At 38.7% G+C, this 21146-nt stretch carries 24 protein-coding genes and 1 pseudogene; 8 read left to right on the forward strand and 17 right to left on the reverse strand.

What is annotated here, in order from left to right:
* Nucleotides 1-52 precede the first annotated feature (52 nt).
* Entirely contained in the window at nt 53-373 is a 321-nt protein-coding gene (locus MHI18_RS03890; RefSeq protein ID WP_340846103.1) for a DUF4870 domain-containing protein, read from the reverse strand.
* A 147-nt stretch (nt 374-520) separates the two neighbouring features.
* Between MHI18_RS03890 and MHI18_RS03895 the strand changes: the two genes are divergently transcribed.
* Nucleotides 521-1303 (forward strand): undecaprenyl-diphosphate phosphatase, encoded by a 783-nt coding sequence (locus MHI18_RS03895; protein ID WP_340846104.1) that lies wholly within the window; start codon nt 521-523, stop codon nt 1301-1303.
* A gap of 391 nt (nt 1304-1694) precedes the next feature.
* Entirely contained in the window at nt 1695-2249 is a 555-nt protein-coding gene (locus MHI18_RS03900; RefSeq protein WP_340846105.1) for a GNAT family N-acetyltransferase, read from the forward strand.
* A 56-nt stretch (nt 2250-2305) separates the two neighbouring features.
* On the opposite strand, the gene MHI18_RS03905 is transcribed toward MHI18_RS03900, so the two are convergent.
* Nucleotides 2306-2455: a YflJ family protein gene (locus MHI18_RS03905; protein ID WP_340846106.1), complete on the reverse strand. Its 150-nt coding sequence runs from the start codon at nt 2453-2455 to the stop codon at nt 2306-2308.
* Between the two features lie 76 nt (nt 2456-2531).
* Nucleotides 2532-3599, reverse strand: coding sequence for an undecaprenyldiphospho-muramoylpentapeptide beta-N-acetylglucosaminyltransferase (locus MHI18_RS03910; protein WP_445669948.1), 1068 nt, complete (start codon nt 3597-3599; stop codon nt 2532-2534).
* A 220-nt stretch (nt 3600-3819) separates the two neighbouring features.
* Between MHI18_RS03910 and MHI18_RS03915 the strand changes: the two genes are divergently transcribed.
* Complete coding sequence (locus MHI18_RS03915; RefSeq protein WP_340846107.1) at nt 3820-4911, forward strand: mechanosensitive ion channel family protein; 1092 nt, start codon at nt 3820-3822, stop codon at nt 4909-4911.
* A gap of 97 nt (nt 4912-5008) precedes the next feature.
* The gene (locus MHI18_RS03920; protein WP_340846108.1) at nt 5009-6397 is read left to right on the forward strand and encodes an MATE family efflux transporter; all 1389 of its coding nucleotides are present in this window, start codon (nt 5009-5011) and stop codon (nt 6395-6397) included.
* Nucleotides 6398-6415: 18 nt separating this feature from the next.
* On the opposite strand, the gene MHI18_RS03925 is transcribed toward MHI18_RS03920, so the two are convergent.
* The gene (locus MHI18_RS03925; RefSeq protein WP_340846109.1) at nt 6416-7189 is read right to left on the reverse strand and encodes an SDR family oxidoreductase; all 774 of its coding nucleotides are present in this window, start codon (nt 7187-7189) and stop codon (nt 6416-6418) included.
* Between the two features lie 164 nt (nt 7190-7353).
* Between MHI18_RS03925 and MHI18_RS03930 the strand changes: the two genes are divergently transcribed.
* Entirely contained in the window at nt 7354-7845 is a 492-nt protein-coding gene (locus MHI18_RS03930) for an Hsp20/alpha crystallin family protein (RefSeq protein WP_340846110.1), read from the forward strand.
* Nucleotides 7846-7940: 95 nt separating this feature from the next.
* On the opposite strand, the gene MHI18_RS03935 is transcribed toward MHI18_RS03930, so the two are convergent.
* The 6 genes from MHI18_RS03935 to MHI18_RS03960 all read right to left on the reverse strand — a co-directional run bounded on the left by MHI18_RS03935 (nt 7941) and on the right by MHI18_RS03960 (nt 13190).
* Nucleotides 7941-8900 (reverse strand): CAP domain-containing protein, encoded by a 960-nt coding sequence (locus MHI18_RS03935; protein WP_340846111.1) that lies wholly within the window; start codon nt 8898-8900, stop codon nt 7941-7943.
* A gap of 386 nt (nt 8901-9286) precedes the next feature.
* Nucleotides 9287-9766, reverse strand: a complete 480-nt coding sequence (locus MHI18_RS03940; protein WP_340846112.1) for a FixH family protein — start codon at nt 9764-9766, stop codon at nt 9287-9289.
* 23 nt (nt 9767-9789) lie between these two features.
* Nucleotides 9790-11184 (reverse strand): sensor histidine kinase, encoded by a 1395-nt coding sequence (locus MHI18_RS03945; RefSeq protein ID WP_340846113.1) that lies wholly within the window; start codon nt 11182-11184, stop codon nt 9790-9792.
* Nucleotides 11174-11860, reverse strand: a complete 687-nt coding sequence (locus MHI18_RS03950) for a response regulator transcription factor (protein ID WP_340846114.1) — start codon at nt 11858-11860, stop codon at nt 11174-11176. The genes MHI18_RS03945 and MHI18_RS03950 overlap by 11 nt, the downstream gene beginning before the upstream one ends.
* 5 nt (nt 11861-11865) lie before the next feature.
* The gene (locus MHI18_RS03955; RefSeq protein WP_340846115.1) at nt 11866-12819 is read right to left on the reverse strand and encodes a YncE family protein; all 954 of its coding nucleotides are present in this window, start codon (nt 12817-12819) and stop codon (nt 11866-11868) included.
* A 92-nt stretch (nt 12820-12911) separates the two neighbouring features.
* Nucleotides 12912-13190 (reverse strand): hypothetical protein, encoded by a 279-nt coding sequence (locus MHI18_RS03960; RefSeq protein ID WP_340846116.1) that lies wholly within the window; start codon nt 13188-13190, stop codon nt 12912-12914.
* Between the two features lie 76 nt (nt 13191-13266).
* Between MHI18_RS03960 and MHI18_RS03965 the strand changes: the two genes are divergently transcribed.
* Nucleotides 13267-13515 carry a DNA alkylation repair protein gene (locus tag MHI18_RS03965; protein WP_340846117.1) on the forward strand — a complete coding sequence of 83 codons (249 nt, stop codon included), beginning with the start codon at nt 13267-13269 and terminating at the stop codon, nt 13513-13515.
* A gap of 91 nt (nt 13516-13606) precedes the next feature.
* Here the strand turns inward: MHI18_RS03965 and MHI18_RS03970 are convergent, their stop codons facing one another.
* Both MHI18_RS03970 and MHI18_RS03975 read right to left on the reverse strand, forming a co-directional pair.
* Nucleotides 13607-13777, reverse strand: a complete 171-nt coding sequence (locus MHI18_RS03970; protein ID WP_340846118.1) for a hypothetical protein — start codon at nt 13775-13777, stop codon at nt 13607-13609.
* Nucleotides 13778-13842: 65 nt separating this feature from the next.
* Nucleotides 13843-14760 (reverse strand): CobW family GTP-binding protein, encoded by a 918-nt coding sequence (locus MHI18_RS03975; protein ID WP_340846119.1) that lies wholly within the window; start codon nt 14758-14760, stop codon nt 13843-13845.
* A 147-nt stretch (nt 14761-14907) separates the two neighbouring features.
* Between MHI18_RS03975 and MHI18_RS03980 the strand changes: the two genes are divergently transcribed.
* Entirely contained in the window at nt 14908-15684 is a 777-nt protein-coding gene (locus tag MHI18_RS03980; protein ID WP_340846120.1) for an STAS domain-containing protein, read from the forward strand.
* A 72-nt stretch (nt 15685-15756) separates the two neighbouring features.
* Here the strand turns inward: MHI18_RS03980 and MHI18_RS03985 are convergent, their stop codons facing one another.
* From MHI18_RS03985 to MHI18_RS04000, 4 genes and pseudogenes are all read right to left on the reverse strand, one after another.
* Nucleotides 15757-16125 (reverse strand): DUF948 domain-containing protein, encoded by a 369-nt coding sequence (locus MHI18_RS03985; RefSeq protein ID WP_340846121.1) that lies wholly within the window; start codon nt 16123-16125, stop codon nt 15757-15759.
* A gap of 84 nt (nt 16126-16209) precedes the next feature.
* On the reverse strand, nt 16210-16620 hold the full coding sequence (locus tag MHI18_RS03990; RefSeq protein ID WP_340846122.1) for a DUF948 domain-containing protein: 411 nt from the start codon (nt 16618-16620) through the stop codon (nt 16210-16212).
* Nucleotides 16621-16726: 106 nt separating this feature from the next.
* Nucleotides 16727-17311, reverse strand: a complete 585-nt coding sequence (locus MHI18_RS03995) for a hypothetical protein (protein ID WP_340846123.1) — start codon at nt 17309-17311, stop codon at nt 16727-16729.
* 134 nt (nt 17312-17445) lie between these two features.
* Nucleotides 17446-18624, reverse strand: a pseudogene (locus tag MHI18_RS04000) (pyridoxal phosphate-dependent aminotransferase).
* A 57-nt stretch (nt 18625-18681) separates the two neighbouring features.
* Between MHI18_RS04000 and MHI18_RS04005 the strand changes: the two are divergent.
* Nucleotides 18682-19464: a carbon-nitrogen family hydrolase gene (locus MHI18_RS04005; protein WP_340846124.1), complete on the forward strand. Its 783-nt coding sequence runs from the start codon at nt 18682-18684 to the stop codon at nt 19462-19464.
* 131 nt (nt 19465-19595) lie between these two features.
* Here MHI18_RS04005 and MHI18_RS04010 read toward each other — a convergent pair whose 3' ends face one another.
* Nucleotides 19596-21062, reverse strand: a complete 1467-nt coding sequence (locus MHI18_RS04010) for a lmo1851 family serine protease (protein ID WP_340846125.1) — start codon at nt 21060-21062, stop codon at nt 19596-19598.
* Nucleotides 21063-21146: the final 84 nt, after the last annotated feature.

Consider the following 21146-nt stretch of genomic DNA (forward strand, 5'->3'; position numbering starts at 1 on the left):
TCTCAATTATTGGAGAGAAAAAAATGTCCGCAACTAGCCGGACATTTGAATTTTATAGAATTCGGAAAATAAATGGGATTCGATACTCCGTTCCCTCGTATGCTTTAACTGCGGCAATAATCGTGAAAACGATTTGAGCAATACATACGATAGGCAGCAAAATAAAACCAACTAAGAACAATAGTGACACCCCTGCCACTACACCATAAATCACATAGGAAATTAAGAAATTTAAATACTCTCTCCCATAATAATCTACATACTTTGAAGAATCCTTTTTTAACAGCCAGATAATTAACGGTCCTATAAAAGCAGTAAAAAAACTGGATACATAAATCAACATAGACAAAACCCGTTCGTCGTTACTAGGCATAAACTCCGCCTCCTTTTTAGCTAGTATAACTATTATACGATACATAGTCCTTAAGGTTTCAAAAAACATAAAAATAATGTATGTTCCTCTTTCACCAGCATACATTTGAAAACATGGTCAAGCTATTTAGATCGGAGATGAATTCTCATGTTAACTGAATTACAGGCATTTATACTTGGAGTGATTCAAGGATTAACAGAATTTTTGCCTATATCAAGCACAGGTCATCTATATCTTGGCAGGCATTTATTCCATCTCGATGAAGCAGGAATATTTCTTGATACCATGCTGCATATAGGAACACTGATTGCACTGGTTGTCGTTTATAAAGCTGAACTTGTTAAGATCTTGAAAAATCCTTTTTCAAAATTAACACTTTTGCTCATTGCCGGAACGATTCCTGCAGTCATCGCTGGCCTATTATTAAGTGATTGGTTTGACGATCTTTCAAAAAGCGGAGTAACAATCGGCTGGGAATTTCTAGCTACAGGATTCATACTTTGGTTCGCTGATCAAGCTGGTTCTGGAAAAAAGTCTCTTGAAGAGATCTCTGTCAAAGATGCATTAATCATTGGGAGTTTTCAAGCAGCAGCAATCATGCCTGCATTATCCCGATCGGGGCTGACCATTGCTGCAGGTTTATTTTGTAAACTCGATCGTGCCACAGCTGCTTATTTTTCTTTTCTATTATCTATTCCAGCTATTTCAGGGGGAATTATTTTTCAACTTAAACCGGTTCTAACCGGCGGTGCTGAAACTCTTCCCTTTTCATCGATGCTGATTGCTACTCTTGCATCTGCCATCTTTGGCTATATTGCAGTAGTGTGGATGATTAACTATTTAAAAAGCCGCTCCCTGAAAGTTTTTTCTTTCTATGTTTGGGGACTGGGCAGCTTAGTTCTCATCCTCCAATTTACCGGAGTCTTTTAACGAGTTCACTCTTGTCTCTAATCATTTTTTTTCGACTATTTTCGAGATTAGACAAGACGCTGTTTCTGACTGGTATGCCTGACTTTCCCGTACCTTTTACCCATATTTTTTCATGAAAGAAATAGAAATAAAAAAAAGTAGAAAAATGACGAAAAAATAATTAAAAAAACTATTTCCATTTTGGTTTTTTTTTAGTATTATACCTTCGTAAGGATATTTTATTTTGTTAATATTGCTTAAAAATAAAATAGGGAAGGCAAATGGTGCGCCACCGGTTTCCGGTTCTAGTGGGTTCGATTCCCACCCCGAAATTTTTTGATGCAAGACTAAAAAATTTCGAGGGTGGGCAGAGTTTACACACTACAACTGCCCTCAAAGCGGAGGGACGGAAATGTTAAAAAAGAGAGATTTTACCGATTGTTATCCTCTTTATGAGCTAATGACGCATCCAGATGTCTTCCCTTTCGTGCGCCAAAAAGTCCAATCATATGAAGAATATGTATTTGTTACTAAGACAACGCTCGAAGAAGAAGACCAAGGAAAACTAATTTCACGTACAATTACTGATGAATGGGATATGCCGATTGGGACTATATCATTGTTTGATATCGAAGACAATGCTGGTTTCCTTGGGACCTGGCTTGGAAAGCCATACCATGGTAAAGGCTATAATTCAATTGCTAAGGAAGCCTTTTTTAATGAATTGTTTTTTGATTTAGGCATTGAAACCGTCTATATGAGGATCCGCAAAACCAATTTACGGTCTTTGCATGCAGCTGAAAAATTGCCTTATGCTGTTCAAGCTAATGAATCAAGAAGATATATCTACGACCAGCTGAACGAAAAGGAAGAAATCTACGACTTATACGAAATTTCCAAAGATTTATATACCTTATATCTGCTTCGTAAGGATGATGAAGCAGGAGAACAGCTTCTTGAAGCCTAATGTGGACCGTATTCATACGGTCCCTTTTTATTATGTTCAAAACTAAAGGCAGCCCATTATGGGCTGCCTTTGAAGTGATCAAAGTATATTTTTCGAATTACATGTGTTCGATATAACTCAAGCTTCTTCCGCTCAATTGGGTGTTTCGTTATCCCAATCGTCTTTAACTGCTGGATAAACCAGCCCTTTGAATACGTATGCGCCACCTACTCCGCCACCTTTTTATATTGATTCCTTCAATATATGCGGTTAAAGCCGGGAGAATGATGCGGTAGACTGGGTTTATTTTTGCAGATCAATCAAAAGCTGATACATTTCTTCCGCCGTTTTGAATGGACGTTCTTGCTTCATTTTTGTTTTAAATGTAATTGAATTTTCATTCAGCTGATTTATGGCTTCTATAAACGCTGGATAGTTGATATCTTCTTCTTGAAGTACTTTACAAAAGCCTTGTTTTTCAAAGCTATTTGCATTTAAAATTTGATCGCCTCGGGAAGCATTGGCACTGAGCGGAATCAAGAGCATTGGTTTTTGCAGTCCAAGAAATTCAAAAATCGAATTCGATCCAGCTCTTGATACCACCAAATTAGCGGCTGCTAATAAATCAAAGAGTTCATCATGAACATATTCAAATGCCTGATATCCCTTACGTTCTATATCTATCAAGTTCCCTTTACCACAGATATGAATGATTTGATATGACTTTAGCAATTCATCAAGAGTCTCATGTATAACGTTATTAATTCGAACCGCTCCAAGGCTTCCACCCATTACAAGCACTATTGGTTTCATATCTGTAAACCCACAAATTTCTCTTCCTTTTACTGCATTGCCATGAAAAATCCCTTCCCTTAGAACAGCTCCAATATACAGTGCCTTTTCCTTAGGTAAAGAGCTGGCTGTTTCCGCGAAAGTCGTAAAAATCTTCGAGGAGAGCGGCATCGCAATTTTATTTGCTAATCCAGGTGTATAATCCGATTCGTGAATGAACACAGGGATTTTAAGCATTTTGGCTGCCAATACGACTGGAACCGAGACAAATCCCCCTTTTGAAAAAATAAAATCAGGACGGATACTTTTTAATATTCTTCTTGCATCAAAGATCCCTTTTACAACACGGAATGGATCCTTCATATTCTCTAATGATATATATCTCCGCAGCTTACCAACCGAAATGACACGGTAACTGATTTGTGGAAATTCTTTTTGAATAATTGTTTTTTCGATTCCTTTTTCAGAACCAATATAAGTAACATCCCAATTATTTTTAATAAATTCAGGAATAATTGCCGCGTTCACAGAAACGTGTCCCGCTGACCCTCCACCAGTAAATACGATTTTCTTTTTCAAAATAATCACCTTCCAAACAAAAAATAAGTTCCCCTCATCATACCATAGGTAAACGCAGATACTAGATAGGAATAGCTGAAATCATAAAAGAGATATCCTTTACCCCTACTTCATTTAGGAAAAATAATTTTTTTATATATAAATGCACTATTTTCGAACGAGGAAGATGAACAAAAAGTTATTCTGTGATAATATAATCCTTAATTAGGGGGAATGATGCTTGACTATATTATCATCGCTGTATAATTGGGAAATTTGGCTTCAGCTTGGAATATCAGCTGCCATATTCCTATTCTTTTTGGCCGTACGAAGTGCTTTTACTCGGTACCTATTTAAATACCTGCTCAGCTTAGCTAGAAGACGCAATATTACATTTGCTGCTAATTTAATGACTGTACTTGAAAAGCCTTTACGCTGGTTGATTGTTTTAATCGGCTTTATTATAGCCAGTCGATATTTTCCCTTTGAGGTTGTATCGCATGAAATCAGAATTCGGTTATTCCGTTCTGCTTTCATTATTCTTGCTACCTGGGCCCTTTTAAATATCAGTACGATCCTCACTTTGTTGTTTCCACAATTAAACAGCAAACTTGATTTAGGGGTCGATCAAATTGTTATACCATTTATTACAAAAATAATTAATATTATTTTTATTGCCCTTGGTGTTAGTATCGTAGCCGAAGAATGGGGATTTAATGTAAACGGATTTGTCGCCGGTCTAGGACTGGGAGGACTAGCCTTTGCTCTCGCAGCCAAAGATACGATCAGTAATCTATTTGGCGGGATTGTGATCATTACAGAAAAGCCATTTACCATCGGCGATTGGATTAAGACTCCAAGTGTTGAAGGTACGGTTGAGGATATCACTTTTAGGAGTACAAAGGTCCGAACGTTTGCACAAGCACTTGTAACGGTCCCTAATGCAACGTTATCTAACGAACCAATTATCAACTGGTCGAAGATGGGTAAACGTCAGATTGCCTTTCATCTGAGAGTTTCTTATCAAACATCAAGGACAAAGCTTGAAGTACTTACGAAACAACTTGAACAAATGCTTCAGAATCATGAAGGGGTTCATAAAGACACAATCATGGTAAGGTTTGACCAGTTCAGCAGTGCAAGTCTAGATATCTATTTGTATTTCTTTACTACTGTCACTGATTACGCTGGCTATTTGGAAACCAAAGAAAATATTAATTTTAAAATCATGGACATTCTAGAACAATATGATGTGGAAATGGCCATTCCAGCCCAAAATCTAATTTTCAAGAATGAATCGGCACTGCACGAAATGACTGATTTTAACACCTAATCAACTGCCAAGCTACCTTGGCAGTTTTTTTTGCATGCAGAACCTTCTGATTATGTTATACTACTTTCATTCGCAAAAAATAGTTCAGGAGTATGATATGATTCAAACTTACACAACACCACAGAAAATACGACAGCTTATTTTTATATTGGCACCCATTCTCATTACTCAATTAGGCATTTATTCCATGACATTCTTTGATATTATGATGGCCGGTAAATATCGGACCACAGATGTTGCTGGAGTATCAATAGGAAGTTCACTCTGGATGCCTGTTTATACGGGAATAAGCGGTATATTATTAGCCCTTACACCAATTATTTCTCAAAAACTTGGAGCGAAGGATACAAAGTCGATTCCACATTCCGTCATTCAGGCGTTATATTTAGGCCTTGTAATGGCAGCCGTCGTCATGCTCATTGGCTCCATTGTTTTAAATCCTATATTGGAACTTATGAATCTTGAGCAATCGGTCCATAATATAGCCCATGACTATTTAGTCGCTCTATCCTTTGGAATGATTCCTCTCTTCTTATATAATGTCCTCCGATCATTTATTGATTCTCTTGGACAAACCCGTATATCCATGTTCATCACCTTACTTGCTTTACCGATTAATGTTTTATTCAATTACTTATTAATCTATGGAAAATGGGGCTTCCCCGAGCTTGGAGGCGTCGGTTCAGGGTATGCAACGGCTATCACATATTGGGTCATTATGGTGATTGCCATCTTTACGATCGTAAAGGTTCAACCTTTTGCCGGCTATAACCTATTTTCTAAGCTGTATCGTGTTGCATGGAAAGAATGGCGGGAGCTTTTAATGATTGGACTGCCTATCGGCTTAACGATATTTTTTGAGACTAGTATCTTTGCAGCCGTTACCCTTTTCATGAGTAACTATAATACACTGACGATTGCTTCCCATCAAATTGCCATGAATTTTGCTTCATTCCTATATATGATTCCTTTAAGTATCTCGACGGGCCTAACCATTGTTGTTGGCTTTGAGGCTGGTGCAAAACGGTATAAGGATGCTCGGATTTATAGCATACTCGGAATTTCTGGAGCAATTGGTCTATCCTTACTCTGTGCCTCCGTTGTCTTTTTCTTCCGGGAGCAAATCGCTTCGATTTATTCGGTTGATTCAGACGTGATCCAGCTTACGGCACATTTCTTGCTATACGCAACCTTCTTCCAACTATCTGATGCGCTTCAAGCACCCATTCAGGGGATACTGCGCGGCTATAAGGATGTAACCATCAGCTTCTTCATGTCGTTTATTTCATATTGGATTATCGGACTGCCTATGGGGATTCTCCTTTCTAAGTATTCATCATTGGGACCCTTTGGATATTGGATCGGATTAATTGCGGGTCTCGCAATAGGAGCAGTCGGCCTTTTCATTAGACTCCTCTATGTTCAACGTTCGCATGACTCTAAAAGAATACAGCATCAAAAAAAGACAAAGAATCTCCTCATATAATGGAGATCTTTGTCTTTTTTATTGGAGAAATACTTTTCGTAAAACATCTTTTCCGCCTGTAATGGGAATCACGCTGCCTGTAATAAAATCAGATTTACTATCACATAAAAACGCAATCACTCTTGCCACATCTTCCCCTGTCCCAGGACGTCCTACGGGAACATCCGTGTCCTGCTCTAGTTGTGCTTCACTAATACTGCTTTCTTTCCATTCGCCGATAATATCACCGGGACAAACCATGTTGGCAGTAATTCCATAGGAAGCTTCTTCAAGTGCAAGGGTCTTAGTTAAGGAGGTCAACCCTGTTTTGGCTGCAGCAAAGGCAGAGCGGTAAATCCAACCAGGCGCCGTTTCCGAACGATCAAATCCTAAGGTAATAATTCTCCCCCAGCCATTATTCCTCATATGCGGCACAATTTCCTTTGCCATGTAGAAAAAACCCGTTAAATTACCATTCATTAAGTAATTCCACTCTTCACTCGAATACTCGAGCATCGGTTTTCGTTCATGAATATAAGGACCTGCGTTGTGGATAAAAACATCAATTCGCCCAAATGATTGAATGACTGTATTCACCACTGAATGACAATCCTTTTCGTCTGCTGCATCACCACGAATTGCAATTGCTTGTACACCATAAGATTCAATTAGTTCAGCTGCTAATTGCTCAGCCTGAACCTTGCTTTCTTTATACGTTACCGCAATATTCATTCCCGTTTCTGCAAGTACACAGGCGGTTTTCCGTCCAATTCCAGTTGCTCCTCCAGTTATAACAGCTACTTTTATCTTCACAAAATTTTACCTCTTCATATAAAGTATTTAGATACAGTATATTATACATAATTATTCTTCAGACACTAAATTTAAGAATTATCCGGCTTCCCACTCATTAACGGTCAGTGGGGCAAATGCATACAATGGTATGACTTGAAACCTAACGAAAGGAGGAAGAAATGATGTTTCCCTGGAATATGCTTTTTTCCAAAAATAAGCAAACAGATTTTACAAATAAGATGAATCCCAATGACGTTCAATCGTTTATTAATCAATTATTTTCTCAGGTCATTCCAGAAAACATGCAGCAAATGATGAATCAGAAGCAAGCGGAAGGTTTCCCCTCTTTCCAGGGAGCTGAGCAGGCTGCAAAAGAACAACAACAGCAACCTTCCAATCCCCTTCAGGCTACCGTTTTCGAAACACATACAGACGTGTATGTACGTATTCCATTAAAAGATCCAGCTTCAGTTAAACAGATGAAAATCTATCATACATCTAATCAATCAATTGTTGAAGGTTTCCCAGAACCAGGTGACCGGCATGTCATTACCCTTCCTGCTACCGTGAAGAAAAAAGGAGCTTCCGCTCACTATAAAGATGAAACATTGGAAATAAAACTACAGAAGAATAATGATCTTCAATATTCTGAAATTGATGTGTCAGGATTATAACCCTATCCAGCTGTCCGTTTAGAGTGAGAACAGATCGGAAACATCAAAAAAAAAAGCCAGACCAATTTGGCCTGACTTTTCTAACTTTCCAAGCATTATTTTCCGATGAACATTTGAGTCCAGTAGTTTCCTGATTCTACGTGTCCAACACCAATGTGAGTAAAGTTTGCACTTAAGATGTTCGCACGGTGACCTTCACTATTCATCCAAGATGTTACTACTTGTTGAGGTGTTGTTTGTCCCATTGCAATATTTTCTCCTGCAGCACTATAGTTGATTCCGAAAGACTTCATCATATCAAACGGAGAACCATACGTTGGGCTTGTATGATCAAAATAATTCTTATCTTTCATATCTTGTGATTTGATGCCTGCAACTTTACTAAGTTCAGTATCCATTTCTAATGCTTTTAGCCCTTGTTTTGACCGTTCAGCATTTGTCAATGCAACAACTTCTTTTTCAAATGCACTGATTTCAGAATTCACAGCTTCCTTAGGAGCCGCTTCTTCTTTAGTTGTTTCTTGTTTTGCCGGTTCTTGTGTTGTAGTTGTTTCAGGTGTTTCTTCTTTTACCGGTGCTTTTACTTCTTCTTTCACTGGTGCTTTAACTTCTTCTTTCACTGGTGCTTTTGCTTCTTCTTTCACTGGCGCTTTTACTTCTTCTTTAACTGGTGCCTTAACTTCTTCTTTCACTGGTGCTTTTGCTTCTTCTTTCACTGGTGCCTTAACTTCTTCTTTCACTGGTGCTTTTACAGATGGTTCTTCTGCTTTTACTGTTTGTTCTTGTGCTTTTACTTTTTTCATTACTTTAGTGATTGTTTCTTCTGGTGATACGTTGAATTGATGTACAAGAACTTTAAACTGTTCCGGTGAAAATGTTTTAGTAGTTTTTGCAAAATATTGTTCGATCAACTTTTGCATTTCTTGATTCGTTGCATTCTGGATGCAGATTGACTTGTATTCTTTGTTTACACTAGCAGCCTCAGTTGTTTGAGCCCCAGTTCCTGTAAAGATTAGAGCAGCTGCTGCTGCAACAGTAATGATTACTTTTTTCATTTAAAATTCCTCCTTGTTTCTAGTAGCCTTGCCTCTGAAACTATCATAGCATGGCTTTTTCTGTAACATTTGGACCAAGAATTCCCTAGAAAACAAGAATAAAATCTTTCGCTTCTTCCTCTGAAAAATGAGGCGAGAAATCCGCTGTTTATCCAATTTTTATGTAAAAGTAGCTTGTTCAATAAATAATCTTGCCGATTGTCAATGGTAGTTGCCACCTATAGAAGAAATAAACAACCAGTATTCTAGTATTGACAACTCTTAAACTAGCTTTCTTATGTAACAGATTTTACGTATATATTACGACTATTAAAAATTATTAACGAGATAAATGAACATAAAAAAAAACACTTCGCGAAGGTTGTTCCGCAAAGTGTCATGCTTGATTAATGATGCTCTGAACTGTCGTGTTCACTCGAATCCTTGTCTTTCTCCATATTCTCCATTTGACTGTTGCCGCCATCTTCCGGGTCACTTGGCTTGCCGACGATAAATTCCTTTTTCGGCATACTGTGCATTCCGCGGGCAGTCACATGTGCGTATACATAATAAGTTCCCTCTTGGTCAAATGTTTTTTCTATTTTATAACTGCCATCCTTATTATGTTTGGCAGCTATCATTTCGTGCTGTTCATCTTTTGACCGCCATATTTCAAATTTCACTTCATCTGCATCCGCAACGGCTTCATCCCCTTGGCTGACCCTGGCATCAAACGTAATGGATTGATTTACCTCACTTTTATCAGGAGTTAGTGAAAGTTCAACTTCTAACAGCTTTGGAATTTCCGTTTCTTGGGTATCTTCTTTTCCACAGCCTGCGATAATGGCAGTTACTGCTAGCAGTATAAATAAAACTCGTTTCATCATCATCATTCCTCTTTCCTGCTCTATTAGCTTACACTCGGAAAAGACAGCCGTACGGTTGTACCTTTTCCTACTTCACTTTCAATTGTAGCTGTGCCTTTTTGAAGAACAACCATTTGCTTTACAATGGCTAAGCCTAATCCTGTTCCACCGTCATACCTGCTTCGTGCCTTATTTACTCGATAAAAACGGTCCATAACGTGCGGGATATCTTCTTTAGGAATCCCAACGCCTGAATCTTTAATCTTCAGGACTACCTGTTCACTCTCACTGGTTAGCTGGACATCGATTACACCGCCAGAAGGGGAATACTTCATTGCATTGTCCAATACATTATAAAGGATTTGCTTTAGCTGACTTTCATCCGCAATAATAATTGAATCTGGGTCAAGGGATAAGGAGAGGCTAAGTCCGCTTTCCTCCATCTTCAAAGAATACTGCTCAAAGAAATCTTCTAAAAATTGCGCTAAGGCAACGGGCACCTGATTAACAAGTTTTTCATTGTTCATTTTTGCTAAATCCATTAAGTTTGTAACAAGTTTTTCTAAACGATTGCTTTCAGACAAAATAAGCGTAAGGTATTTATCTTGATCTTCAGCTTTCACTACATCATCGAGAATGGCTTGCGTATAGCCGGTCACATAACTCAAGGGTGTTCTTAACTCGTGTGAAACGTTCTCAATGAATTCCCTTTTTTTCGCTTCTTCTTGATAAATGGAACTGGCCATTTCATTAAACGCTGCAGCGAGGTTTCCTATTTCATCTCTGCTGTTTACCTTCACTTTTATAGAATAATCACCATTTGATACTTTTTTGGCCGCTTCCTCTATTTCTTTTATCGGTTTATACAGCCGTTTTAGCCACTTTGTACCAAGAAAAATAGCAGCGATGACAAAGATAAGAGCCGCTGCCAGCCATTTATACGCAAACTCTTGTAAAACTTCTTTTATCGAATCGACTGTAACATATGTATAAATGATTCCCTCAAGTCTTCCCTCATCGACAAGCGGCGTAACCGCAGCGACTATTTTACGATTAAACCGTTCTTCATATTCCTCTTTTTGAATCACTTCTCCATTAATTAATTGCTGTCTTTCTTCCTCAGATATAAGGGAATCATAATCGATTTCGAAGGGTAGACAGGCACTTAACTCTCGAGGGTTGCTGACAATAAAAATTTCACTGTCTATTTTTGTATTTAACCATTCTATCTGCTCTTTATATGCTTCAGAAATTTCTCCGCCTTGATACTCTGCAGCAAGCTTGCCAGCAACTTCGACCATATTCGTCTTTAACTTTTCAACATATAAGTGCTTATAATAATACTGTGACAGGGAGTATGCAAATACGATGGAGAAAACAATAGTTATCAGAATCGTGATCCACAGTTTAAAGGATAGAGAAAAGAAATTACGCTTCATATTCTTCTTCAATCTTATAACCGATTCCCCAGACAGTTTGAATATAATCTGCACTTTTTAACTTCATCCGTAGTGTCTTAATATGCGTGTCAACCGTTCTCAAAGAACCTTCATAACTCACGCCCCAAACATGAGCAAGCAACTGTTCTCGGCTCAACGCCTGTTTTTTATTTGTGATGAGGTAAATCAGCAATTCGTACTCCTTTAATGTCAGATTAACTGCATTTCCTCCAATCGCTGCCGTTCTCGATCTTAAATTCATCTTAATTTTTCCTAAAGAAATGGTTTCATTTTCTCTTTGTTGTTTTTTCCCACTGCGGCGCAGGACTGCTTCGACCCTTGCCACTAGCTCGCCCGGATGAAAGGGTTTTACAACAAAGTCATCGGCGCCTAGTTTAAGTCCCTTTACTTTGTCCCATTCTGCGCCCTTAGCACTGACAAATATAACAGGAAGATCCCATTTTTGATGAATTTTTTCACATACAGTAAATCCATTGTCACCAGGCATCATAATATCTAAGAGAATCAAATCGACCTCATGTTTTTCCAATAAGGAAATGGCCTGCTTACCATCAGGTGCTTGGAGACAGTGATAGCCTGAATTAAGTAAATACATTTCCATCAAGGTCCGCATATTTTCTTCATCGTCAACGATCAAAACGGTACAATTCTTCATTTCCTCTACTCCCTAATCATCAATTGAAATGGACCCTTGCCAGTTTTTACAGTGGACAGCACCTTTCCTGATGTAGAATTGACTACATACAGTTCATTACTATCATAGCCTGCCACTAATAAATCACCATTAAATAGCTTCATTTCAAAGGGATTTGCTCCAATAATGGAACTTGCTGTCTGCTCATAGCTGTGATTGAATGTATAAATCATGCTGCTGCCATGACTGGCTATAAAAATTCCATCCTCATTTTCTATAAACTTAATAGGCATGGTAGGAGCTTTCAATGTTTTTATCAGTTTTCCTGATTGCGTAGAATAGATATGAATTGTATCTTCCACCTCACTGCCGCTTCCGTGGCCGCCTATCCAGATTTCAGATTCTTTTTCTCTCAATAAGCCGCCTGATGACGAAGATGGAATCTCAATTTCTTTCTCGACCTTCATGCTGGACGTGTTAAGTACCGACAATTTAGCATCACCAAAATTAATAACATACAGCCTTTCACCACTTTTATCTGTAATTAAAGATTGGGGCTGCTTACCGACCTTCACTTTTTTTTCAATTTCGCCGGTCGATGCTAAAAAATAGACCTCGTTGGACTCTTGATTGACAGCTGCCAGTTCACCTGTCTGTAACTGAGTCATGCTCACAATACCGCGTCCCACATTCCAGCTCTCCAGCTTTTTTCCTAGACTCAGGGAATAAACACTGATTTTCTCCATGTCCTTCCCATAGATGAGCATCGTATCTCCGTCATCTACTAACAGCCCGCCTAGAAATGGATCTGATAGATCCCATTGTGCAAACTTCTGATACTGCTTATCTATAAAACTAATGGTTGTATCTTTTAAGTTAAGTGTTGCTGCAAATGATTGATTGGCAGGGATCTTAGAATAGGATTCTTCACTGCAGCCCGTTACAAACAATAGCAGCAGCACAATGAATGCTTGTTTCATCTCTTATCCCCTCTGTTCTCTATACTAACCAGAATTGTATACTCTTTCTGTGAAGATTGTGTGAATTTAATAAAAGAAATTACATTATTACCCTATGTTAACTGTTCCATTTCAGAAAGATACACAATGGTTAACGCGTGTATTTTATCGGTGGATAGGTCAGATTCCGCCAGTCTTTTCATACTATAATAAAATTTTTCGAATACTGATTTTCGTAAACGGGGATGAGTATTTTCATCAAGAAGCTCTCTACGAATCAATTCTGAAAGGGTTCCTTCTTTATCCTGTTGGTGTACAGGTTGAACACTTCGGTTATTCCATATGCTTAAATAAGCCTGTAGGAGCTTCTCAGAGGTATCATTTTCAATCATTGTATCCCCTTCTTTCTTTTACATAAATTGGTGAAAAAGAGACATCCTATTCTATAAAACGAAAGGAGTGAATTACATGTCCCAAGTATATCGATGCCCTAACTGTAAAACGAATAAAACGCGCTTTAATCTCATTCAACAAATGGCTACCTCAGTCAAAATGGATCCAAATACAGGTGACGTTGTCGAGGAATATACCAATGAGACACTTGATGCCTTTCATCTTCCTTATCAAGGTCCAGAAGTCCGAGTGCAATGTGCCGCCTGCGGTTTAATTGAAGACGAAAAAACATTCGCTGCGTTCGGTGACATGAACACGAACTGACCGTTTTTAGTATAAAGCTTATTTATGAAGAAAGGTAGACAAAAAACAACACCATTCCACTTCGGGAAAGGTGTTGTTTTTCCAATTTCATCTACTTTTCTTCATTAAGAGCCTTTTTCGCGGTGTCTATCGCGATTGGGATTGCTTTGCCTTCGTCATTCCCGTCATCAAGCAACGCATTAGCAATTTCGATTGCCTTCATTCTGACATCTTCGTCTAAATTTTTCATAGCGGGTGGATAATCATTTTTTGACCAGGGCAAATCATTACCTCCTTATTGATAATGAATTGTCTTATTTTTACCCGTTACGAGAAAAAGAAAACGTATTATTGTTTCTCTAGGGCCATTAGTTGATCATGAATCAGCCCTTCATCCAATTCTTCGCCAATAATCACCATATTTAAAGGCATTTTCATCATTTCATTCATAAACAACGGCATCCCATAGGAATATTGAAAAAGACAGGGATAAGGAGAATGTGTAAAGGAAACATAGCCCTTCATTCGGTATACCGTTTCTGGAAGACTTCTGAGCCAGTCTTCAAATTCATTTTGATCTACCTGATTTGTAAATGTATGGACAATCGCTTGTAGATGTAGATGATTATGGACGTCCAGTTTTTGGTGAATACCCTTTGCTTTCATTTTCAACTTTCGAATGCTTGCTAAAGATACTTTTGCTTGAGTAGTCAAAAGGATGACTGCACCAGAATTAATGGCTTGCACAGAGTATAGAAGTTGACTGGCTTCCATTTCAGTGACTAAATCCTGCTTATTCAATAAAATAAAGTCAGCATGCTGAATTTGTTCAACCAGCAGGTGACGGAGCTGTGGGGAGAGTTCACTCCGATCCTTCCAGCGCAGCAAATCTAAAACCGTGATGATTCCTTTATATTCAAGACGTTCAGCAAATAATGGGGACATAATTCCGTCCAGTACTTCAACAGGATGTGCTGCACCAGTCGTTTCAATGTAGATCGCATCTAAATCCTCAATCAGTAATTCTTGGAGCTGTGCCTCAAGCTTGTCCTGAATGGTACAGCAAATACAGCCGCCAATTAATTCTTTAATAGGGACTTCATCACCTAGAATTGAAGTATCAACAGAGACACTACCCAGTTCATTCATTAATACTGCGGTTTTTCTGCCGGCCTCATTTTCTTGATTAATAATTTGTTTCAACAGGGTTGTTTTGCCGCTTCCAAGAAAGCCCCCTAAAATATATATTTCCGTTCTTTTTGTCATTTTTATAACTCCCATTTACAATAGTCTTCTTATGAGTGTATCATATGATAAACACATCATATCATGTTAAATTCCTTTTATAAAAGGATAGCTTAACTATACATATCCCAGTAAGGCATCTGGAGATTTCAAATAGGAGAATACTATATGTCAATTGGACACGTACCAGCGGATCTCGAATTTACAGATATTCTTGAACACATTGATGAGACCATAATTATTGCAGATCTTTCTCATACAATCATTTGGATGAACGAGGCTGCAGTAAAAACCTTAGGTCCGTTGTATCCTTTATTTGGTGTTGCAGAGAATGAAAATCTAATCGGAAAGCATATGGACTTTTTTCATAGCCATCCAGCGCATCAAAAAAAAATTATGCATGAATTAAATCATACACACCGTACAGTGATTACCATTAAAAATTCCTATGTAGCTGAAACAGTTATTGCGCCTATCTATAATAAGCAACAAGTAAAACAAGGGTATATCCTTATGCTTTTGGATGTAACAGAAAAAGCCCAACAGGAAAAAGAAAAAGAGCAAACCATTGCTCTATTATCTACTCCCATTCTTAAAATATGGGATTCAGTACTCGCCATACCCATTTTAGGAAATCTTACGAACGAGCGTGCAGATCGGTTACTTGAAACGATCTTAAAAAAATGTGTGGAAGAAAGAGCCGAATTTTTCCTGCTCGATCTTTCATCATTGTCCAAAATTGATGAAAGCAGCGGCTATTATATTAATAAAATAGGTCAGTCCTTACGGTTAATTGGAACTGAGTGCTTTGTTGTAGGTGTTTCTCCATCGCTGGCATCGTCGATTTCAAAGTCTAATTTCCATTGGACAACTTATTTGCATGTTCAGCAGGCTATTCAGGAAATCATGACTCGTCGAGGAGTCTCTTTCTCCTATACCACCTAAAGTCTAAAGGCGTCCTAGGAAGGACGCCTTTTTGTATTTATGTAGGTGCTTCTCATCGTGTACGTCCTCGTTTTATCTGCTGTTTGTTTTCGGTCTAGAGGTATTGATTTTAATAGGAGACCGATTATTACCGAATTCAGTAGTCGCTGCTTTTTTCACCGTATTCGTCACTGCGTGGATAGCTTCCCCCACATCTTGAGCAGAATCGAGCAGCGGGTCTACCGCCTTCATTTTACTTTTAACATCTACCGTTATCTCGTTGGCTGTTCGAAGGAGTTGCTTGGATTCGTCTGAAAGATCGTGGATAGCGTTTCTGACATCTGCTAATGTTTTATTCGCTTCTCCTAAAGTAGTCATCCCTTTTTGAAGAGTCGTAATTAAATAGACAACTAACCAAATAAAAGCAAGCGCGATCGCTGCGACACTATATTGAATAATCATGTTTTGCTCCCCCTCAGTATTAAAATCGTTGCACTATACACAGTAGAAAACAATGATGAATTCCCGGGGTGTCTAGACATGGTTTTATTTTAGTTTTATATGGACTCCCTCTTGCTGTACCAATGGAGCTGATGGCTTTGATGGAACTGTCGGTGTACTTGGTACACTTGTTGAATCTGACGGAGTCTTCCCGCTCTTACTAGCTTCCTTAATCGAATGAGTCACATTATGAATCATCTCTCCAACATCCTGTGCAGATTCTAATAACGGATCGACATTTCTAATTTTCCCCTTAACATCAACGGTAATTTGATTGGCGGTATGAATTAATTGTTTCGACTCCTCTGTTAATCCATGAACGGCATTTCTAACTTCAGCGAGTGTCTTATTGGTTTCTTCGAGTGTCCCCATCCCCTTTTGCAGTGTCTGGTTTAGCGTATAAATTAAATAGACTACTGCCCCTGATATCGTGCCAATACTTATTTTTTTTAACATGTCCTACCCACTCCTCTCCATAAAAAGTATGCAAAAGAGGCTGATTTGATTCCCTGTAAGCAAAAAAAAAACAGCACCATTAGTAGAATGGAACTGCCTGTAACCCTTATAAAGGAGTGGTTTCTATGCCATACTGATCAGCCAGCTCCATTAGCTTCTCTTCATATTCCTGGTATTGCTCTTGAGATTGTTGAAAATCATTTTGGGCTTCTTGAGCAAGACTTTGGTCGTTTGTTTCGATGGCTTTCACATCTTTAGTTAACGCTGCGGTCTCACTATTTAAATAGCCGAGAAATAGTTTATGTACATCTACAATAGACTGTGATTTCGGATCAATCGCTTTTGCTTCATTGACCTTTTTCGCGAATTTTGGATTATAATCATCTTCCAGATAGCTCAAAGCTGCATCACTATCCGTTTCCTCCATATATTTAGTCCTATATTCTTCATCAAGAGAATTCATTTCCATAATCACTTCATTAACTGTCACCATATAGGAGGCTAATTCAGCTGCTACTGGATCTGAAGTCGTTTCCTTTTCTTTAGTTGTTCCGTCCGTTGCTGTTGTATCCGTACTTTCATCTGCTATGACTTCCTTTGTTTCTTCTGTATTCTCTTTTGCTTCTTTCTCTTGGCAGCCTGTTAACATCAAGAATGCCGCTCCTGTCAATAACCATATTTTTCTGTTCATCACTACGATACATCCTCCTTAATCCATTACCACCTAACAAAGAACTCCTTCCCTCTAATTAGAAAAATAAAACATTTAAGGAACATGGTTACACTTTACTTCTACTCTTGAAAGTTTGTTCCGTTCTACGAAATTCAATGAGCAAAAAGGTCTAATGCTTTTATTCTTTTTACTGCTTCTCTCAGCCTGTCTTCAGAACAAAGCAGTCCAACTCTCACGTAGCCCTCGCCGAATTCTCCAAACCCATTCCCTGCAGCAACTGCTACGTGTGCTTTCCTGAGAAGAAGATCAGCGAATAGCTCTGAAGTATAAGGCTTAGGAACTTTTAACCAAGCAAAAAAAGATCCTGCTGGTGCAGTTACGTTCCAGCCAAGTGATTGTAGTCCATCGATTAATACCTCGCGCCTGGCTTGGTAACGATCTATCATTTCCACCACACATGTTTGTGAGTCAAGTAGTGCAGCGGCGGCTGCTTCCTGAATAGCAGGAAACAAACTAACATATAAATGATCCTGCAGTAGATTAATAGCTTCAATAACGCTTTTATTGCCTACAGCAAAGCCGACACGCCACCCAGCCATATTATATGTTTTTGATAATGTATAAATTTCAATACCGATTTCTTTTGCTCCAGGGGTTTGAAGAAAGCTGAGCGGTTTATTTCCATCAAATCCTATCGCACCATAGGCAAAGTCATGAACCACACAAATAGAGTGTTTCTTTGCTAATTTCACAGTTCGTTCAAAAAAGTCGGAAGTGGCTGCTGCACCGGTAGGATTATTGGGATAATTTAAATACATCAGCTTAGCAAGATTCAACGTTTCTACTGAAAGAGCCTGATAATCCGGGAGGTACTGTTTCTCTTCCAGAAGAGGCATAATTGCCGTATTCACTTGGGCCAGCATGATTCCAGATAGATAATCCGGGTACCCTGGGTCTGGGACGAGTACGGTATCACCGGGGTTTAACAGGCATTGCGGAAGCTGCACCAATCCTGCCTTCCCTCCGAATAAGATGGCTACCTCTGACTCCGCATCAAGCTCGACTCCATATTCTCTTTGATAATAAGCTGCAGCCGCCTCTTTTAAATACGGGTATCCTCTAAACGGGGAGTACTTATGGTTCTTAGGATTCTTGACCGCTTGCTGAAGCTTTGCGACAATATGAGGAGGAGTTGGTTAATCAGGATTTCCTTGTCCTAGATTAATGACATCATGACCTTTTGCCTTTTCAGCTTCTACTTGAGCCGCAAGTGAGGCAAAGAATTGTTTGGGAAGCGAGTTTAGTAAGTTCGATTTAATAAAGTCAACCATATAAGCACCTTCTCTGAAATTTTTATGTAACAAGTTTACTAGAAATGAGGGATGATCATGAAATGGAAAATCGCCTGCATTCAAATGGACATTGTTTTTGGTAACCCAGAAGAAAACTATCAACGAATAAGGCATCAAATAACAATGGCTGCAGCATCAAAACCTGATATTGTCGTCCTCCCCGAGCTTTGGACTACTGGTTATGACCTGACGAGACTAGATGAATTAGCCGATCATGAAGCGGATCGAACCATTCGTTTTTTACAGGAATGTGCATTAGCTCATTCCATCCATCTTGTCGGTGGATCTGTTGCTCGGTCTACACCGGAGGGCATATATAATACCCTCATTATTGTTTCCAACAAAGGAAAAGTAGTTAAATTGTATGACAAACTTCATTTGTTTCAATTAATGAATGAGCATCATTTTCTATTGCCTGGACAGAAAGATGGTGCCTTCACTTTGGATGGACAACACTGTGCCGGGTTCATTTGTTACGACATTCGTTTTCCTGAATGGCTTCGTGTTCATTCAGCTGGCGGAGCTGGTGTCCTATTTATTGCTGCAGAATGGCCGGAACCTCGGATTTCTCATTGGCGCGCGTTATTGATTAGCCGAGCAATTGAAAACCAGGCCTATATTGTTGCTGTCAACAGAGTTGGGTCAGATCCTGCAAATAAATTTGGCGGACACTCTATGGTCATCAACCCCTGGGGAGAAATTATCGCTGAAGCCGGAGAACAGGAAGAAATACTTTTAGCAGCGATTGACCTAGAAATCATCGATCGTGTGCGAAAACAAATACCTGTTTTTCAGGACAGAAGACCAGAATTTTATTAATAAATCAAATAATTCGATTATTTCTGTATTTACTATATCATGATTTTCTGCCTTGAACTCAAAGTCCCTTTCTAAGGAAGTAAAAAAAACAGGCTGCATAAGCAATTAATTGCTTGTGCAGCCTGTTTAGGTTAGTTGATTTCTTTTTCTAAAATGCTTTCTGCTTTTTTCACTTGCGTATCATTATTGAGAATTTTATCACGCAGCATTTCCATTAATGCTAACGTGGTCTCCCCTTCTAATACACCAGTTACTTTAAGATTTTTTTCTTTTTGAAGGTCAGAAACAGCTTTTTTAGTTGCTTCATCGTAAAAACCATCCGCTTTACCAGGGTCGAATCCGGTTGCTTCAAGCATTTGTTCTGCTGTTTTAATCTCAGTAGAAGTATCTGATTCCTTCATCTTTTTATCTGGAGAAATATACGCAAGGCTGGCATATTTCGGTAATGATACTTTCACATCAGGCTCGATGCCTTTACCATGAATCCAATTACCATCTGGTGTCAGCCATTTGTATGCAGTGAATTTAAAATTAGAACCATCATCATATTCATCTGCAGTTTGGACTGTCCCCTTACCAAATGATTTCTCACCAACCAATTGAATGTCAGCTGACTCACTTACAGCTGCAGCGACAATTTCAGATGCGCTGGCACTACCGCCGTCAATTAAGACAACGACAGGTTTATCAAAAACAGTTTTATTATCTGATTTTGTAATTTCTTTTTGACCGGCACGATTTTCTACCTGGTAAATATTCTCACCCTTAGGAACAAAGAGGCTGGCAATTTCCTGTGCTTTGTTTAATAAGCCGCCTGGATTTCCACGAAGATCAAGAATAACTCCCTTCATACCCTTTTCTTCCATCTCAGATAGTGCTGTTTTTAACTCTGCTGTCGTGTTATCAGAGAAACTCGTAACCTGTATTTTTGCAATTTTACTTGGAAGCAATTCTGCATATACAGTTTCAATCGGAATCGTATCTCGAACAATCGTAACTTTTAGAGGATCTGATGTTCCGCGGGATATCATCAACTCTACCTTTGTCCCTTTTTTTCCTCGAATTTTCATAACCGCTTCAGTTGAGCTCAACCCTTCTAGACTGTCTCCATCAACGCTCAAAATAATATCATTTGGCTTAATCCCAGCCTTTTCTGCTGGAGCGCCCTTAATCGGTGATACGACCATGATTTGTTTATCATGTTCTTGGATTTCAGCACCAATTCCCTCAAACGAAGATGAAATGCTTTCATTAAAGCTCTTAGCTTCCTCTTCATCCATATAAGTAGAATACGGATCATCCAATGCTTGAATCATGCCATTGATTGCCCCATCAACAAGCTCATTATCATCGACATCTTTATAGAAGTTCTTTTTCAGGGTATCGTATGTATCATACAACTTTTGGAATTCCGCATGTTCTGTTTCTTCAACAGGTGCTAGGGACTCTACCTTTTCATCGCCAAAGGTTAAGGCGATTGTGGTTATACCTGCTGTTAAGAAAACAATTAAAAATATCCCCATAATAAACGGAAACTTTTTCATTTTAATCAATTTATTTTCTGTTTTCGGTTCTTGCTTATTATGATCTTCCTCCACTAATTGTTCACCACTTTCATGTATCCTATCTCCTAAATGAATATTTAGGAATGTTTTATCTATTTTATCAGGTTTACACCGAAA

It is taken from the genome of Peribacillus sp. FSL H8-0477 (assembly GCF_038002765.1).
Taxonomy (GTDB): domain Bacteria; phylum Bacillota; class Bacilli; order Bacillales; family DSM-1321; genus Peribacillus.

What these genes read in the sequence shown, in the direction of transcription:
- MHI18_RS03890 (WP_340846103.1), bottom strand. Translation starts at nt 373, where the DNA reads ATGCCTAGTAACGACGAACGGGTTTTGTCTATGTTGATTTATGTATCC.
- MHI18_RS03895 (WP_340846104.1), top strand. Translation starts at nt 521, where the DNA reads ATGTTAACTGAATTACAGGCATTTATACTTGGAGTGATTCAAGGATTA.
- MHI18_RS03900 (WP_340846105.1), top strand. Translation starts at nt 1,695, where the DNA reads ATGTTAAAAAAGAGAGATTTTACCGATTGTTATCCTCTTTATGAGCTA.
- MHI18_RS03920 (WP_340846108.1), top strand. Translation starts at nt 5,009, where the DNA reads ATGATTCAAACTTACACAACACCACAGAAAATACGACAGCTTATTTTT.
- MHI18_RS03930 (WP_340846110.1), top strand. Translation starts at nt 7,354, where the DNA reads ATGTTTCCCTGGAATATGCTTTTTTCCAAAAATAAGCAAACAGATTTT.
- MHI18_RS03935 (WP_340846111.1), bottom strand. Translation starts at nt 8,900, where the DNA reads ATGAAAAAAGTAATCATTACTGTTGCAGCAGCAGCTGCTCTAATCTTT.
- MHI18_RS03940 (WP_340846112.1), bottom strand. Translation starts at nt 9,766, where the DNA reads ATGATGAAACGAGTTTTATTTATACTGCTAGCAGTAACTGCCATTATC.
- MHI18_RS03945 (WP_340846113.1), bottom strand. Translation starts at nt 11,184, where the DNA reads ATGAAGCGTAATTTCTTTTCTCTATCCTTTAAACTGTGGATCACGATT.
- MHI18_RS03950 (WP_340846114.1), bottom strand. Translation starts at nt 11,860, where the DNA reads ATGAAGAATTGTACCGTTTTGATCGTTGACGATGAAGAAAATATGCGG.
- MHI18_RS03955 (WP_340846115.1), bottom strand. Translation starts at nt 12,819, where the DNA reads ATGAAACAAGCATTCATTGTGCTGCTGCTATTGTTTGTAACGGGCTGC.
- MHI18_RS03960 (WP_340846116.1), bottom strand. Translation starts at nt 13,190, where the DNA reads ATGATTGAAAATGATACCTCTGAGAAGCTCCTACAGGCTTATTTAAGC.
- MHI18_RS03965 (WP_340846117.1), top strand. Translation starts at nt 13,267, where the DNA reads ATGTCCCAAGTATATCGATGCCCTAACTGTAAAACGAATAAAACGCGC.
- MHI18_RS03975 (WP_340846119.1), bottom strand. Translation starts at nt 14,760, where the DNA reads ATGACAAAAAGAACGGAAATATATATTTTAGGGGGCTTTCTTGGAAGC.
- MHI18_RS03980 (WP_340846120.1), top strand. Translation starts at nt 14,908, where the DNA reads ATGTCAATTGGACACGTACCAGCGGATCTCGAATTTACAGATATTCTT.
- MHI18_RS03985 (WP_340846121.1), bottom strand. Translation starts at nt 16,125, where the DNA reads ATGATTATTCAATATAGTGTCGCAGCGATCGCGCTTGCTTTTATTTGG.
- MHI18_RS03990 (WP_340846122.1), bottom strand. Translation starts at nt 16,620, where the DNA reads ATGTTAAAAAAAATAAGTATTGGCACGATATCAGGGGCAGTAGTCTAT.
- MHI18_RS03995 (WP_340846123.1), bottom strand. Translation starts at nt 17,311, where the DNA reads ATGAACAGAAAAATATGGTTATTGACAGGAGCGGCATTCTTGATGTTA.
- MHI18_RS04005 (WP_340846124.1), top strand. Translation starts at nt 18,682, where the DNA reads ATGAAATGGAAAATCGCCTGCATTCAAATGGACATTGTTTTTGGTAAC.